12 protein-coding genes are annotated in these 16,242 nt (G+C 41.6%); 10 read left to right on the top strand and 2 right to left on the bottom strand.

Features of this window, described 5'->3' with window-relative positions; translation table 11 throughout:
• The first annotated feature begins 5 nt into the window (after window positions 1-5).
• From ACFFIP_RS01245 to ACFFIP_RS01275, 7 genes are all read left to right on the top strand, one after another.
• Complete coding sequence (locus ACFFIP_RS01245; RefSeq protein ID WP_382385743.1) at window positions 6-1,637, top strand: ABC transporter permease; 1,632 nt, start codon at window positions 6-8, stop codon at window positions 1,635-1,637.
• Window positions 1,638-1,660: 23 nt separating this feature from the next.
• On the top strand, window positions 1,661-2,692 hold the full coding sequence (locus ACFFIP_RS01250; protein ID WP_382385744.1) for an ABC transporter ATP-binding protein: 1,032 nt from the start codon (window positions 1,661-1,663) through the stop codon (window positions 2,690-2,692).
• Between the two features lie 42 nt (window positions 2,693-2,734).
• A complete protein-coding gene (locus ACFFIP_RS01255) occupies window positions 2,735-2,872 on the top strand; it encodes a hypothetical protein (RefSeq protein ID WP_382385745.1) in 138 nt (45 codons plus the stop codon).
• A gap of 595 nt (window positions 2,873-3,467) precedes the next feature.
• Window positions 3,468-4,787 carry a Gfo/Idh/MocA family protein gene (locus tag ACFFIP_RS01260; RefSeq protein ID WP_382385746.1) on the top strand — a complete coding sequence of 440 codons (1,320 nt, stop codon included), beginning with the start codon at window positions 3,468-3,470 and terminating at the stop codon, window positions 4,785-4,787.
• 5 nt (window positions 4,788-4,792) lie between these two features.
• A complete protein-coding gene (locus ACFFIP_RS01265; protein ID WP_382385747.1) occupies window positions 4,793-5,656 on the top strand; it encodes a sugar phosphate isomerase/epimerase family protein in 864 nt (287 codons plus the stop codon).
• Between the two features lie 3 nt (window positions 5,657-5,659).
• Entirely contained in the window at window positions 5,660-8,131 is a 2,472-nt protein-coding gene (locus ACFFIP_RS01270) for an alpha-L-rhamnosidase-related protein (RefSeq protein WP_382385748.1), read from the top strand.
• An 18-nt stretch (window positions 8,132-8,149) separates the two neighbouring features.
• Window positions 8,150-9,343 (top strand): redoxin domain-containing protein, encoded by a 1,194-nt coding sequence (locus ACFFIP_RS01275; RefSeq protein WP_382385749.1) that lies wholly within the window; start codon window positions 8,150-8,152, stop codon window positions 9,341-9,343.
• Window positions 9,344-10,300: 957 nt separating this feature from the next.
• On the opposite strand, the gene ACFFIP_RS01280 is transcribed toward ACFFIP_RS01275, so the two are convergent.
• Window positions 10,301-12,325: a Kelch repeat-containing protein gene (locus tag ACFFIP_RS01280; RefSeq protein WP_382385750.1), complete on the bottom strand. Its 2,025-nt coding sequence runs from the start codon at window positions 12,323-12,325 to the stop codon at window positions 10,301-10,303.
• A 428-nt stretch (window positions 12,326-12,753) separates the two neighbouring features.
• Here ACFFIP_RS01280 and ACFFIP_RS01285 point away from each other — a divergent pair, with 428 nt between their 5' ends.
• Window positions 12,754-13,182, top strand: coding sequence for a MarR family winged helix-turn-helix transcriptional regulator (locus tag ACFFIP_RS01285; RefSeq protein ID WP_382385751.1), 429 nt, complete (start codon window positions 12,754-12,756; stop codon window positions 13,180-13,182).
• A 45-nt stretch (window positions 13,183-13,227) separates the two neighbouring features.
• Here ACFFIP_RS01285 and ACFFIP_RS01290 read toward each other — a convergent pair whose 3' ends face one another.
• Window positions 13,228-13,386, bottom strand: coding sequence for a hypothetical protein (locus ACFFIP_RS01290; protein ID WP_382385752.1), 159 nt, complete (start codon window positions 13,384-13,386; stop codon window positions 13,228-13,230).
• 179 nt (window positions 13,387-13,565) lie between these two features.
• Between ACFFIP_RS01290 and ACFFIP_RS01295 the strand changes: the two genes are divergently transcribed.
• Window positions 13,566-13,817 carry a Kazal-type serine protease inhibitor family protein gene (locus ACFFIP_RS01295; RefSeq protein ID WP_382385753.1) on the top strand — a complete coding sequence of 84 codons (252 nt, stop codon included), beginning with the start codon at window positions 13,566-13,568 and terminating at the stop codon, window positions 13,815-13,817.
• Window positions 13,818-13,979: 162 nt separating this feature from the next.
• On the top strand, window positions 13,980-16,202 hold the full coding sequence (locus ACFFIP_RS01300) for an alpha/beta hydrolase family protein (protein ID WP_382385754.1): 2,223 nt from the start codon (window positions 13,980-13,982) through the stop codon (window positions 16,200-16,202).
• The last annotated feature ends 40 nt before the right edge of the window (window positions 16,203-16,242 follow it).

Here is a 16,242-nt window from a genome sequence, read left to right on the forward strand (position 1 = left end):
CCGTCTTGGATATTGTAAAGAGAAGTTATTATTGGTGGAATAAATGGACTGGCTACTCGCTGCTGATCTTGCTGTTGGTAGCCACTCCACTCTTCACCATTTTCATTAAATTATTTGATAAGCCGGGAGATAGTTGGTCACATATTGCCAACAACCTCCTTTTTGGTTATTTCCAGAATACAATCTTACTCCTGATAGGAGTAGCATTTTTCACTTTTTTACTGGGTGTCAGTACAGCTTGGCTGGTTTCCAATTATGAATTTCCGGGCAGAAAATATTTCGAATGGCTGCTGATTCTACCATTGGGATTTCCTGGATATATCATGGCTTACACCTATGTAGGCATCCTGGATTATACCGGTCCCTTACAATCATTTCTCCGCAATACTTTTGACATTCATGTTAAGGGAAGCTTGATTGACATCATGAATCTTCCAGGAGCCATTTTTATACTTTCCATTACTTTATTTCCCTATGTATTTTTGATTTCCAGATCCTCATTTTTACAACAGTCCAAAACCTTACAGGAAGCCTCTTTTCTCTTGGGTGCCAATAGGATGCATACCTTCTTCAAGGTGGCGCTTCCCATGGCAAGACCGGCAATCGTTGCAGGTATTGCCCTTGCTTCCATGGAGGTGCTGAATGATTACGGTACGGTAAAATACTTTGGTGTCAACACCTTTACTACAGGCATTTTCAGGGCTTGGTTTTCCTTAGGAGATTCCTCCACGGCAATTTACCTCGCTGCCATCCTGATGATGTTTGTGTTTGTTATCCTGTATTTGGAATCCCTGCAGCGCGGCAACAGACAGTATTCCGCCGTGAATGGCATCCAAAAACCCACAGCCCGTATCCATCCAACTTGGGGCAAAAAAATACTGTACACAGGTATCAGCTTGACAATCTTTTTGATCAGCTTCCTGTTTCCGTTTTTACAATTGCTGCATTGGGTCAGTATGACCTATTCGAAAGTGGTAAACAATGATTTCTTTTTATTGATCTACCGTAGCTTCGGTTTGGCCGCAGTAAGTGGCCTGATCATCGTGATTTTCTCTGTGATTTTGCTTTATGCCCTGAGACTAAGCCCTTTCAAATGGGTGAAAAATATCAGTAAAGTAGCCACTTTGGGCTATGCCATCCCCGGAGCTGTAATTGCGGTAGGTGTGATGATCCCATTTATTGCGCTGGATAAATGGATTTATGGCTCATTCTTAAGCAGTAAAACAGCAGGATTGTTTTTCTCGGGAACGCTCTTCGCCTTGGTATTTGCTTATATCGTTCGCTTTATGGCGGTCGGATATAATCCCGTGGAAGCAGGTTTTCAGAAAATCGGCATCCACATCAATGAAGCAAGCCGATTATTAGGCATCAGAAGCACCAAAACCCTTTGGAAAATTGACCTTCCCTTGATCAAAACAAGTTTGGTTTCGGGCATTATCCTGGTTTTTGTGGACGTATTAAAAGAATTACCCTTAACTTTGATTCTTCGTCCATTCAACTATCAGACATTGGCCACAAAAGCCTTTGATATGGCTACGAATGAGATGATTGCTGAATCAGCCAATGCTGCTTTGATCATTATCCTGACAGGTATTATCCCGATAATTTTCCTGAACAGGCTGATCAAAAAGAGATAAACTAGGGAATTTTGGTCAATAGGATGAGTATTTTATCACTCCAACACGTCAATAAAAAATATAGCCAAGCAAAAGACTTTGCCATCAATGATGTTTCTTTCGAAGTCAAAGAAGGAGAGATCCTTGCCTTGGTCGGGGAAAGCGGTTCGGGAAAAACCACTTTACTGAGATTAATTGCTGGATTGGAACATCCTGATTCCGGTAAAATTTCACTTTCCGGCCAAATTATCGTAGAAGGCAAAAAATCAGTCCCTGCCCACCAAAGACAAGTGGGCATGGTATTTCAGGACTATGCCCTTTTCCCTCACTTGACCATTTTGGAAAATGTAAAATTCGGTCTGACAAAGGGCAATACCGACCAAATTGCCTTAGATACCCTGAAATTGGTGGGATTGACAGAAGATTTTAGCAAATATCCACATCAATTATCCGGAGGACAGCAACAGCGTGTGGCTTTGGCAAGGGCCATTGCCCCCAATCCAAAAATCCTCTTGATGGACGAGCCTTTCAGCAACCTTGACGCCATGCTGAAGGATCAGGTCAGAGAGGAAATTCGACAAATTATCAAAAAAACAGGTATTACAGCTATTTTTGTCACGCACGATACCAAAGATGCCTTATCCACAGCAGACAGAATTGCCATCTTGCATAAAGGCTACCTGCAGCAGATAGACACACCTAAGGTATTGTACGAGACACCGGTAAATCCCTACGTGGCGAACTTCTTTGGTAAAAGAAATGAAATCATCGCCATCCCAAGTGAAGATGGATTTTATACTTCATTTGGTTTTATCACCGATCCAGAGGCTAAGAAGTATTCAGGAAAAGTCAAGTTGCTTTTCCGCCCAGAACATGGAGAGGTGGTACAGCGGGATGGTCAGCAACTCGTAGGTAAAATTGTCAAAATCTCCTATTTCGGTAGTCATCAAGTTGTCAAACTTGCCGATGAAGAGGGGAAAAGAGTCACCATTAGGACCAATCCTGGAAGATCTTTTGAAGGGATGGATGAAGCCTGCTTCTACCTTTGGAAATATGATATAGAAGAGGCTTTTTAGAATCGAGCTTGCCTACCGTTAGGTAGGAGATTAGACACGAGCTTGGCTACGTTTAGAAAAGAAACAAGACCCAAGAAGCAAGAAATAAGAATTTTGGAAGGTTGGACCGAACGTAAAGAAATCAGCCCTTTGGCTGCCCCTGAAGCTTTCAAGGTAGTGAGGGGTCAGGATGCAGAGTAGGAATATGAAGAAGAACCAAGGCAAAAGGCAAAAGTAAAAAGGGGTATTTTTGAACCATTGATATTCTTGGGATTAAGACTTTCCTTAAGATTCGTATTCTTTTGATTTCTGCTCAATATGGACTTAGCTTCTCTTTGTCATGCCGATATTTTAAAATCTCAGTATAGCGACACATTCGATGTCATAATCTTTTCTGTAAATGCCAAGCTTTCCTTTAACATTACTTTCTTCAGATACATCAATAAATGAAATCGAGACAAGGATTTGCCTCCAATTTTATTTGTCGATCTCATTCCTCCAAATCATGAAACAAGAGAATTTGTATCTACAGGTGATGGACAAGTCATGTAAAAAAGGAATAGAAATCTGTGCCCCCATCCTTTGCACTGAGAGCGTTGTTAGCATACCTTATATCTATGCTACCTGCCTTTTATCAAACTGAGGCATCTTTCCGCTTATTTTTTACGATTTTAAATTTTTAACAAAGGGCTTTTTGAAGTAATATTATACTGATATTATCAAAAAGTGACAAATAATACATAGCTCTTGGAGCCAATCACTTTTTGATAAGGATTAACCTTAAACCCTTTGTAGCATGAAAAAAAGTAATTCCCAGTTTTCCCGAAGGAAATTTTTGGGAACCTCATTACTCGGAGCAGCCGGGCTTTCCTTTCTACCTGGACTGAGTTCGGCCAAAAACCAAAACCATTCTGCTTTTGAAGACATCCATCAGATCCGCATGGGATTCATCGGTGTGGGACGTCAGGCCATGGGTATTCTCAATGGCATGATGCGTATCTCTGGGGTGGAAGTCCTCGCCTGTGCAGATGTCTATGACATCAAAAGAGAAAGGTTCAAGTTGAGGGTAAATAAAATTAGCTCAGAATTGGGCAAACCAAGCCCAAAAGTAGATACCTATTCCGAATACAAAGATTTATTGGCGAGGCCTGATATTGATGCAGTGGTCATTGCCTCTCCAGACCATTGGCATGCGCTGATGGCTATTGATGCCTGTAATGCCGGTAAGGATGTTTACCTGGAAAAGCCACTGACACTGACCATCAAAGAAGGTCAGGAACTCATCAAGGCAGTGAGGAAAAATGGAACTGTATTGGCTGTAGGAAGTCAGCAGCGTTCAGATCTGAATTTCCAACATGCTGCACGTATGGTCTTGAGGGGTAAAATTGGCAAAGTAGAAAAAGTTTTGGTACATGTAGGTCAGCCCGAACATCCCAAACCTTATGACCTTGAAAAGCAGGATATCCCTGCAGGATTGGACTGGAAATCCTGGCTGGGTCCCTTACCTGAAATGCATTTCAACGAACAACTCAATCCTCCGATTTCCCTAAATCCTGAAGAAAATGAAAAATTATGGGGTGCCTGGAGGTGGTACAGGGAAACTGGAGGCGGATACATGACTGATTGGGGAGCCCATATGTTTGATATAGCCCAATGGGGACTTGGAATGGACAGAAGTGGTCCGGTAAAAGTCATCCCTGGAAGAGATGGTCAGCCACTAACCTATCATTATGCCAATGGTGTGGAAATGGTTGTCGGGCCATTCGATGAAGGAAGACAGGGCGTAAAATTCTTAGGAGATAAAGGCTGGATCAAGGTTTCCAGAGGAAATTTTGAGTCTTCCAATGCAAGCCTGAAGCCAACCATGGAAAGACCCAACTTGGGGTATCCTCCACATTATTGGGATTTTATCGATTCCATCATCAAAAGAAAAGACCCCATTGTACCGGTCGAAGTGGGCCACAGCACCTGTGTCATCTGCACCATCGGCAATATCACCAATGAACTGGGAAGGACTTTGGACTGGGATCCTGTAAACCAAACCTTCCCCAATGATTGGGAAGCAAAAGCCAGACTACATTATAATTATGAAAATGGATACCAACTAAAATCCTAGATATTATGAATAACAGAAGAGATTTTCTAAAAGCAACAGGGGCATTGGCTCTCTCCAGCCTGTTAAAACCATCGGCATTATGGGCAGATACCCTGGCAAAGAAGCCTATCGGTCTCCAATTGTATTCCGTCAGAGATGCCATGCGCGAAGATCCACAGGGAACCCTCCAAATGGTGTCTTCCATAGGTTATAGAAGTCTGGAGACGGCCAATTATGCAGATGGAAAAGTATATGGAATGGATCCCGTATTTTTCAAAAAATACATCTCTGACCTGGGCATGAGATTAAGAAGTGCCCATTTGGGAGGACCCAGAACCTACGATCCTGCCAAAAAAGAGGAGGCATTGGATTGGTGGAAAAAGGCAGCTGATGACCACAAACTCATGGGTGCCAAATACCTGATCAAACCATCCATGCCTATTCCTACCACCTTGAAAGAACTTGATATTTGGTGTAATTATTATAATGAGGTAGGAGAAATAGCCCAAAAAACAGGCTTAAAGTTTGGGTTCCATAACCATGCCAGGGAATTCGAAAAAATCGAAGGCAAAGTGATGATGGATTACATGATCGAGAATACAGATCCTAAACTGGTTTGCTTTGAATTGGATGTCTATTGGTCCCAAAAAGGAGGTCAGGATCCAGTAGCCTATATCAATAAATATGGAAAACGATTTCCCGTGTTGCATATCAAGGATGAAGAAGAAATCGGTGCTAGCGGTACCATGGATTTCAAATCCATCTTTGAGGCTGCTTACAAAAACGGCATGAAGGAATACTTTGTAGAAGTGGAGCGGTACAATTTTGAACCTGTCATCAGCGTACAGAAAAGCTATGAGTTTTTGAACAAAGCATCCTATGTCAGATAAGCCATGAGTTATCGTGAATTCATACACAGACCAACCTTAGTGATTTTACTGGGGTTGGTTTGTTTTTTGGGAATGGGGCTAAAAGGAAAGACGACCTTTTCAAGCCTTCCCAATGCAGGATTGCTCTATCCTGAACTTCAAGCTCAAAACATACCGTCCAAAGTGATAAACTCAGGACAACAGGAAAATATTGCCTGGAAGGCCCGATGGATCAGCCTTCCCGAAAATGAATTGCCGCGCTATGCAGTAGTACAGGCCAGAAATGAATTCGAGCTTGTCCGAGTTCCACAAAAACTGATGATTGACCTTTCTGCTGTCATCCGGTACAAATTATTCATCAATGGCGTGTACATTGGTCAGGGACCGGCCAACAATGACCTGCAGCATTATGCCTATGATACTTATGACATAGCCCCACATCTGAAAACCGGAAAAAATGTGATCGCTCTGACAGTTTTTTCCTTGGGAGAAATGAACCCCTTGCGCTATCATGACCTGGGCTTGAGATTTATCGTTCAGACTTCAGCTCCTGATTTTGAAAAAACACTCAATACAGGAACAGGCACTTGGAAAATCCAAGTCAACCAAGCCTATGAAGCCACTGTCAGAGGAAAGGATTTTGATATCTATGGCTATTTTGCCATGGGAGGGGGAGAACAGATTGAAGGCGATAAATATCCCTGGGATTGGCATCAAACAGGTTTCGATGATAGCGCATGGTCAAATCCAAGAATATTAGATCCAGGAAGGTCCTACGGGCATAGCCATTCCTATGGTCATGCCGAAATCAGCCTCAACAAAAGGGAAATCCCGATGATGAATGAGGAAGCCGAAAAAAGGCCCAAAATCAGGAAGACTTCCGGCTATTGGCAAGAGGAATTATTGGCAGCATGGAACAATCAGGAATCACTGCGTATTCCAAAGTATACCGAAACTGTCATTTTACTCGATCAGGAATACCTCACCAAAGGACATACCCATTTTACCTTTTCAGGTGGAGAAGGGGCAGTGGTGGAAGTGGCATATGCAGAAGCCCTGTTTGGACCAGACAGAACACAGGGAAACCGAAATGAAATAGAAGGCAAAGCACTTATAGGTCAAACAGACCGCTATATTTTGGATGGTGGATCCAAGAGAAGTTATTCCCAGCTTTTACCACGAACTTGGCGCTTCATTGAACTCAGGATCAAAACTTCAAATGAAGATCTCATTTTTGACAATTATTTTGCACACAAATTTTTTTACCCTTTTGAACAGGCAGGAAGTTTTTCCACACCTTTTCAAATACATGAGGATATCTGGGAGGTAGGATGGAGGACTGCCTTGCTCTGTGCAGATGAAACTTATATGGATTGTCCCTATTATGAGCAGTTGCAGTATGTAGGAGATACACGCGTTCAAGCATTGATTTCGCTATATGCGGCTGGAGATGACCGCTTGATGAAGAATGCCATCCGGCAGTTTGCCCATTCCATCACTGATGAAGGCATCACCCAAAGCCGGTATCCTTCTAGTCTGCCACAGATGATTCCACCTTATTCCCTCTTTTGGGTGAACATGCTCCATGATTATTACATGCACCGGGATGATCCTGAATTTGTGGAAAAGTACCTGCCTCAGATCAGCTCTGTTTTGCATTGGTTTGAAAACAAACTTCAGGATGATTACATCCTAGGCCCAATGCCTTGGTGGTCCTATACCGATGTCACTGGTTGGGAGATGTCCTCACCTCCTGGATTCAAAGACGGGGGTTCAGTTGTCATGACCTTACAATATCTCTATGCTATTCAGGAAGCCATTCCATTATTTCAAAATTTTGGTAAGGGATATTTGGCAGGACATTTTAGGGACTTATCCACAAAAATCCAGAATAGCATCCACGAAAAAGCTTGGGTTCAGGAAAGGGGAATGCTGGCTGATTTGGCTAATCAATCAAGCTTCAGTCAACATGCCAACATTTTCGGCATACTTACCAACACGGTGGATAAATCTCTTCATGGACAATTGTTCCAAAAAATCATTGAGGAAGAAGGACTAGCACAGGCCAACATCTATTTCAGGTTTTATTTGACCCGTGCAGCCCAATACAGTGGCAATGGTGATTATTTTATCAACAACCTGCAGACCTGGGAAAGAATGTTGGAAGAAGGATTAACGACCTTTGCGGAACATGAATTCAGCACGAGATCAGACTGCCACGCTTGGAGCGCGAGCCCCAATTTTGAATTTATCCACACGGTATGTGGTATTCAGCCGAAAGAGAAGCATTTTCGCTCCGTCCTCATTGCGCCCAATCCCGGATACTTATCCACATTTGAAGGCAGCATGCCACATCCCAAAGGGAAAATCCTGACGAAATATGATTTTGAGCAAAATTATGCCGAAATTACCTTACCTCCCGGCCTTGAAGGAACCTTTGAATGGCAGGGAAAAAGCTATGCACTTAAATCCGGAAACAACACCGTTAAATGGTAACCAAACACCTTTAGACCTATGAAAAAACAACACTTATCCACAATCCTCTTACTCAGTATGGTCTTCGCTTGGGCCTGCCAACAAGGAAACAAAGAACAGGAAGTATCGTCAGCCGGTACTGACTTTGTACCCAATCCTCAGGAACTGGCAGAACAACCTGTGGGCAAATTATCCATCGGAGATAAAGCCCCTTTCTTCCGCTTGCCCAATATTGATGGCAAGTATGTTTCCATCGATGATTTTGAAAGTTCGGAAGTACTGGTCATCAACTTTACCTGCAACCATTGTCCAACTGCACAGGCCTATGAAGACAGGTTTATTCAGGTCGTGGATGACTATAAAAGCAAAGGTGTGGCTTTCGTGGCCATTTCACCCAATAGCCCTATTGGCATCTTACCTGAAGAGCTTGGCTACACAGACCTGAATGATGACTACCGCAGCATGCAGATCCGTTATGTGGATAAAAAGTATAATTTTCCATACCTCTATGATGGAGACAAGCATGAATACTCTTTGGCCTATGGGCCTGATGCCACCCCACATGTTTTCGTATTTGACAAAGAAAGGAAATTAACCTACTCAGGCAGGTTGGATGCTTCAGAGAAGCCCGGTACTGCCAATGCTGATGACCTGAGAAATGCCATAGACAAAACCTTGGCAGGAGAAGCTTTGCCAGCAGATCAGGCCATCAACCCTGCCTTTGGCTGCTCCACCAAATGGGCCTGGAAAAACGAATATACCCTCAAAACCAATGAAGAGTGGAAACAAAGGCCGGTGGAAGTTCAAAAGATATCCACATCGGGTCTTGCAGAATTGCTGAAAAACGACAGCGATAAGTTATTGTTGATCAACTTCTGGGCAACCTGGTGCGGGCCTTGTGTGGTGGAATATCCGGAGTTTATTGAGATTCAGCGTATGTATGGTGCTCGTGACTTTCAATTTGTTTCATTGAGTATGGACAGTCCCGAACAGGAAGAGAAAGTGTTGAAGTTTCTCAAAAGCAAGCATTCTGCGGTACCTAATTATCTCATCGATACCGAAGACAAATATGCGGTGATTGAGGTGGTCAAAAATGATTGGGGAGGCAGTTTGCCGATCACCTTATTGATCGAGCCGGGAGGTAATATTGCCTACAAAGTGATGGGTGAAATCAATGCTTTGGAATTGAAAAGAGCGATTGTAGACCATCCGATGATTGGGAGATATTATTGAGAGACTAGAGATTAGACTTGCCTGCTGCAAGCAGGAGCGAGAAGCGAGCTTGCCTAACTTTAGGTAGGAGATCAGAAAAGAAACAAGATTCAAGAAGCAAGAAACAAGAAAGAGACCGCTGGGATTTTGGAATGACCTCTGAGGTTTTTGAAACCTCGGAGGTCTTTTTTATGAAAGGGGAAGTCGGATGACTGATGTCTGATGTTGGATGTTGGATGTTGGAAGCTTGGAACCATTAAGGGTTTTAGGGAATTAAGGAGTTCATTAAGTGATAGGAATTAGGGAATAGTTAATCGGAAAAAGAAAATACCGTAGGATTTCCTACTTTAGGTAGGTATGACAGACATTGTAGCCCAGTAGTTTACTGCCGAGTAAGGGATTGATACAGAATCCCAAAGTGCCGTAAGTACGATAGATGTTAGAGGTTTGATCTCTGGTGTTGGAGGTTGAAACATTAAGAAGTGAAGGGCATTAAGGAGTTCATTAAGTAATAGGGACTAGGGAATAGTTAATAGAATGTTCTAGTTCTTGGAGGGTTGAGAATGATGAATGAAAGGAGTTGTCAAAAGTTGAGGATGAAAGTTTGGGTCAGGAAAGAGAGTTTATGAGTCTTTTGAATAGGCCTGAAGGGCCGTCATAACATAGGGATGGTCGCAGCCCATCCAAAAAAAGGTAGCCCCTCAATCCCTACCGTGCCTGAAAGGTCCGGATAATCAAACAATGGGCGAAGTCCATTGTAATGTTAAGCTCCACAAATGAGGCTGAAAGCCACAGATAACATTTAGTAAAACCTTGGAGGTCATGGCGTCGCGGCATGAAAGACCTCCAAGGTTATCCAAGACTGAAGGAGATTTCCGGTAAAAGAACGGTTGGCTTTTAGACTTTTCCCCAAGAAGATACAATTTTGCTGAAATTTAAAATAGAATATTTAACAACCTTTAAAGCAGGTAAAAAGGACTAATTTTTCAATTTGTAAAATTCCTCAATGAATGATTCATTAAAGCCTTGTCCCTCTCCACCACCTAAATAAACCTCATCGTTGATGATAAAGGAAAATGCGCGATATCTTCCTATTTTTCCAACAGAGGGCCCCGTTTGCCAGTTATTGCTTAGTGGATCATAAACCCAAACATCGGACATTGCTCCGCCTCCTGACGGAATACCAGTAGCACAATATATTTTATCCTTATAAGCAAAACCAGTTTGAAATTGAATCGCTTGAGGTACTGCCGCTAGATTAATCCAGCTATCATTTGAGGGATCATATCTGAAAAGACCGTCCATTCCTGAATCCTGAGCCCCTCCAAAAATATAACCAAATTCGCCCACTGTCACTGCCGAAGCCTTGATGCTTCCTTCCAGTCCTATTGGTGGGTTTGACAGTTTTTTCCATGAATTGGTGCTTGTATTGTATTCGTAGAGATCCAGATAGTTAACAGTATTCGAGTTTTCAGTATTTCTTCCAAGCCCTAAATAAATTCTTCCTGAAAGAGCAAACATGCTCGCTGCGCCTCTTTTTCCTCCCGGAAAGTTGGCCTTTTTAGTCCAATTTTTGGTTCCAGGATCAAATTCCCAAAAGTTATCTGCATCTTGGGCTGTGTATACAAAAGCCTTCCCACTGCTTGCCGTTACATTTCCTGCAGAGGCATTTTCAAAAGGAAGGCTGCTTTTGTTCCATGTGTTATTCCCAGGATTAAATTCCCAAAGGTAATCTTTTGAATCATTGAAATCAGAGGAATTCGAGATAACATAGCCCTTCTGGTTCAGAGAAAAAGCGCCAACATGTCCATAAAAATGAAATGGCAGTTGATTGGAAATCATTACCCAGTCATCTTTGATGCACATTGGTATGGAAAAAGTATGAACCTTATCTGCTACTTTCACAGTAATTTGAGCATTACCGTTGGGAAAGGGACCTCTTGGAACCCTTACTATAATTTCATTTTCATCACCACCTAGGATTTCAGCTTCTTGGCCTTCAATACTGACATGATTCCAAAATACATCCGGATTAAAATTTTCACCTTTTATTATTATTTCATCCCAAGTTTCTGCACAATCCGGGATTTCCAATATTAAAGGTTCAACTAATGAAAGATTAAAAGTAGATTGGGCTTCCTGTAATTGTGCCTCTATGCGAAAAGGATGATCACTTGTTTTCAGTTCTTTGGGAATGCTTACCAACAATTCTTTTCTTTTGGCAGCCAAGATTTCCAACTTTGTGTTACCAACAAATACCGAATTTCTTTGCGGGATGGAATCAAAGTGGTTTCCTGTGATTTTAAACGGTTCCCCTATTTTAACAATTTTAGGATCTACATCATGGATTTCAGGTTTATGAAGGGAATAGGGGAAAGTTGCAACTTTTTCAATACCAGAAGAATTATTGAAAACATTAATGTTGAAATTGGCAAATTTGACATTTTCGGGAATCTGGGCTTTCACAAATGTGTCTGAGACCACTTGCCAATAAAATGTGGCAACTTCTCCAAAACGCACTATTGTTTTTGCAGGGTCATCTCCTAAATTTCTTCCATAGATATTAATCCAGTCCTCCAAGTGACCTTTTTCAGGCGATACTCTTGTGATTACAGGGTCCTTTAGACCACGTGAAACAAATGGTACTACATTTCCAAATATTACTTCATTATCAGTTTCAACGAAAGCTTTGTAATAGTAAGTTTTATTAGCCTGACTGGGTCTTCCCAATTCGTATTCAAAAGGACCCGACTTCTTCGGCTTTCCCAATCTTAAATTATTGATAGAGTTTATCCATGAATCGTTATCCTCAGAAACAAGAAAGCCATGCTCTTTAATATTGGAAGGATTAGTCAATTCACCTTTGAGCAAAACAGAACCAGCAGCATTTACCTCGGGTTCTAATGTCTTAATGGTTGGAACTTTTTGGGGATCATCATCTTCCTTTTCACAACTCAAAAGAAGTATACTTAATAAGAAAAAGACTTTAAGGATATGGCGCATTTTAAACTAAACATATGCTTTAAATCTAAATAATTTTCTTGTCAACTACAATACGAAATCTTTACTCTCTTAAAAATTAAAAACATCAACACTTAAACTATTAATTTTATGAAATACAATGCTATTGACAAGCTTTTTCTAGGCGTCAAAAATAGTTTGGTCATGGTTGAAGGGCAGACTAAATTTTTGTGGCATCATATCTCAAATCTATTTTGTATATAACCGACTGTTTAAATCTGGACCCATCAAGAATGTCCTAGTACAATTCTTTTTGTTTTGTGAACGCATACTCTTGTTCTTAAGAATCAACAACTTATTTGTTTGCTATTATCTTTATCCATTTTTTACCTGGTAAGCCCTTGAAATCTTAATTCGCTTGTTTCACTATAAAAATTTTCCTAAATTCAATTGTTCACAAATAAAAAGCTATGAACAATCTCGAACAAGAACCCGGTTTTCCATTCTATGTGGCTTCAAGGCTGATTTCACAATCCTACAGGGAACCCCTCGAATTCTTGGGCCTGACTTATCCACAATATTTGGTCATGCTATGTCTTTGGGAAGAGGATGGATTGATGGTCTCCCAAATAGGAGAGCGCTTATCCTTGGACTCAGGAACCTTAACTCCCTTGCTCAAAAGATTAGAAGCCATGAACTATGTCAAAAGGGAAAGAAGTGAAGAAGATGAGCGGAAGGTGCAGATACAATTGACCTATCCCGGAAAATCCCTTCAGTCAAAAGCCAATGCCATTACGGCCAATATGGAGATACTTTTTGAAGAATGGACAGATAAAGAGAAAACCCAGTTTCAGCAATTACTCCACAAGCTATTGACCCAACTCAAGTCCTTGGCTTAAGGCTTGTCATCTTGGAGTTTCAATTGATGGAATTTGCTAGTGCGCTTAAAGTGTAGGTCTTAGGATAAATCCTTTGTCGCTGAGGTCCTTAGCGAGTTCTCTGGAAAATCGGCTGAAGATCTCCTCAAAATTATTCCATCCGCTTCCACCATCCACGTTTATTTTGGCGAGGTATTGATTTTTGAAGCGGTCGTTGTCGATCAAAAAAATATGAAATTCTGATCTGGGAACAAAATAGCTATCCCCTTCATAAAAAATACTAACTCCTTGCCCATTCCACAACCCCACACCAAAATTTATCCGTTTAATTTTTGGCAAAAAATTTGTCCATTTTTCTGTATCATTTCAACCTTATACTTCGTCTTCTTAAAAATCACATACCCATGAAAAATCTAGGCCATCTCCTTTTTATCGTTCCTTTTTTAGTTTTCACCGCATTTACCTGTGAAACTATGGAATTAGAACCTGAGGTCTCATTGGAAAAAGAATGCTTCGATAGCCGTCAGGTCAAGAATGATGTCATGTGTGCAGCCATCTATCAACCCGTCTGCGGCTGCGATAGCAAAACATACGGTAATGCCTGCGAAGCCAATGCCAAAGGAATTTTGAAGTTTACGGAAGGGCAATGTCAATAACATAACCCCGTAATCCTTTTTTACTTCAGCATGCTTGAGTCTGCAAAAAAGATCTTTTTCTACAGATAGTTAGATTTTTTTGCCAACGGTTGGTGGAAAGCCATGGAAATACTGTTTTTTGTTGGAAGATTTTTAAATTGAATAAATACCAACAATCATCCCATGAAAAAACTTTCCTACTTCCCCCTTTTCCTGATCAGCTTGCTGATATCCCAACTGGCGTTTGCCCAGAAAACCAACTTCACCGTCGCAGATGCCATTAATGTCAAATCCATCGGCAGTACTACTTTATCCGATGATGGAAAATGGTTGGCGGGGGTGATTTCAGATGGCAGCTCCAGGTTTGATGTGGACCATTTCAGATTTCAAGACCCTTCCTACCTCAATGTCTTACCGGGAGAATTTGTCATCCTCGATACCCAAAATGGAGAAATGGTGTATCCCTATAAGGAACAATCCAGAGTAACATCTCTTTCCTGGTCTCCAAACTCCAAAGAACTGGCATTTTTGGAGCAAAAGGGTGACAGGCTCCACCTTATGGTATTCGATATAAACCGCAAGCGACTAAAAGAAATAAAGATTGCAGGAAACCTTTTGTTGGCCAATTCGGACTTGACTTGGACTTCCGATGGCAAATCGATACTTCTCCATGCTAGAACCAATGATTGGTTGGATAGGGCCATGGCCCTGTACAATGAAGCTACTAAGGGACCGGTTGTGGTGTATGATGGGAATAAGCCCTTTCTCAAATGGGATGAAATCAGAAATACAAACGCTTTGACCAAAGTGATAAAAGTAAACCTGTCGAATGGACAGTCTCAGGAAATACTTCCGGAAGCCAATTATGGGGGTATTTACCTTTCAGAGGACAATCAATTTTTAATTTTCAATGAGACTTTCCCCCTGAAAACCTCTTATGTCAGAAATGAAGGGACAGAATACCAAGTATCCTATAAGCAACTGGACAGCCCGGATTCTACGCATATCCTTTACAAAAGGAACAAACAACGAAGAAACTATAACTGGTCAGACACGAAAAGTAAGTTCGCTTGGGTGGACTCAGGCTATGTTTTTGTACAAACATTGGGTCAAGACGATGCGCTTAATCTCACCAAAGGAAAGGCCTTCACTGATGAGGAAAAGAAAAAAGAAGTGAAGTTTTCCATTATTTCATGGTCTCCTTCCGAAAACAAATTACTCCTGAGTTCAGACAAGGGCTATTGGTTAGCGAATACCCAAGGTGAGCAATTGGAAATGGTATATGAATTTCCTGAGGACAAAGAAAAAGCACCAAACTTAAATCTTGCACATTGGTCGAAGGATGAAAATAACCTGTATTTTTCCTACAGTGAAAAAGACCGTTGGAGAAGGGGATTTGTCCGATTTGACCTCGCTGATCGTAAGATGGAAGATCTGATCCTGGATAATCGCCTCTACACAGGATTACAGAAATCAAAACATGCAGATGTTGTCGTTTTGAATCTATCTGATGGAGATATGCCTGCTGATTTGATAGTAAGCGATTGGTCTTTTGCAGAAATGAAGCCTTTGACCAATCTCAATCCATGGTTAGCAGACAAAAAGATGACAAGGTCTGAATTGATCACCTATAGAAATGTAGATGGCAAAGAACTCAAAGGAATTCTGTACTATCCAGTGGATTACGAAGAGGGCAAAAAGTATCCGCTGGTCTGCGAAGTCTATGAAACATTCCTTGCCAATGGCTACAATAGAAATATGAACCTTTTTGCCAATCAGGGGTATTTTGCCCTGCGTCCATCGGTGGACCTGGAAATGGGATATCCTGGTGAAGCTTGGGTAAAAGGAATCACCGCAGCCATCAATAAACTGGTAGATGAAGGGAAGGTAGACAATGACAAAGTCGGCGTGCAAGGGGGAAGCTATGGTGGCTATGCTACTTCTTTACTGATTACACAAACTGATAGATTTGCTGCAGCGATCAATATTTCCGGGAAGGTCAATATCATCAGTTTCCTCGGCGATAGTCCAAAGATCGGAACGAGGAATTATACCGCCGCTGAATATGGTCAGGACCGCATCGGGGGAACGCTTTGGGATGAACCTTTGAAATACCTCGCCACCACTGCAGTGCTGTATGCAGACCGAATCAAAACCCCTCATTTGATCATGACAGGTGAAGGGGATTGGAATGTTCCCGGCACCAACTCAAGGGAACTCTATTATGCCATGCGAAGATTAGGAAAAGATGTGACCTGGGTCAATTACCTAGAAGGAGGTCACGGTGCAGGTGCCGCTAGCAACGAGAGCGATTTCCATGATCATTGGAAAAGGGTTTTCGATTTTTATGAAAAACATTTCAACAAAAAGGAGAAAGAAGAAAAAGACGGTGAAATCACCAATTAATCCTAAGGGTTTATTCCCCACTTTCTCAACTTGAAAAAAC

This window comes from Fontibacter flavus, assembly GCF_042432905.1.
Lineage (GTDB): Bacteria > Bacteroidota > Bacteroidia > Cytophagales > Cyclobacteriaceae > Fontibacter > Fontibacter flavus.

Bases quoted from the DNA above. Each gene is read 5' to 3' on its own strand.
- ACFFIP_RS01250 (WP_382385744.1), top strand. From the start codon at position 1,661: ATGAGTATTTTATCACTCCAACACGTCAATAAAAAATATAGCCAAGCA.
- ACFFIP_RS01260 (WP_382385746.1), top strand. From the start codon at position 3,468: ATGAAAAAAAGTAATTCCCAGTTTTCCCGAAGGAAATTTTTGGGAACC.
- ACFFIP_RS01265 (WP_382385747.1), top strand. From the start codon at position 4,793: ATGAATAACAGAAGAGATTTTCTAAAAGCAACAGGGGCATTGGCTCTC.
- ACFFIP_RS01270 (WP_382385748.1), top strand. From the start codon at position 5,660: ATGAGTTATCGTGAATTCATACACAGACCAACCTTAGTGATTTTACTG.
- ACFFIP_RS01275 (WP_382385749.1), top strand. From the start codon at position 8,150: ATGAAAAAACAACACTTATCCACAATCCTCTTACTCAGTATGGTCTTC.
- ACFFIP_RS01280 (WP_382385750.1), bottom strand. From the start codon at position 12,325: ATGCGCCATATCCTTAAAGTCTTTTTCTTATTAAGTATACTTCTTTTG.
- ACFFIP_RS01285 (WP_382385751.1), top strand. From the start codon at position 12,754: ATGAACAATCTCGAACAAGAACCCGGTTTTCCATTCTATGTGGCTTCA.
- ACFFIP_RS01295 (WP_382385753.1), top strand. From the start codon at position 13,566: ATGAAAAATCTAGGCCATCTCCTTTTTATCGTTCCTTTTTTAGTTTTC.
- ACFFIP_RS01300 (WP_382385754.1), top strand. From the start codon at position 13,980: ATGAAAAAACTTTCCTACTTCCCCCTTTTCCTGATCAGCTTGCTGATA.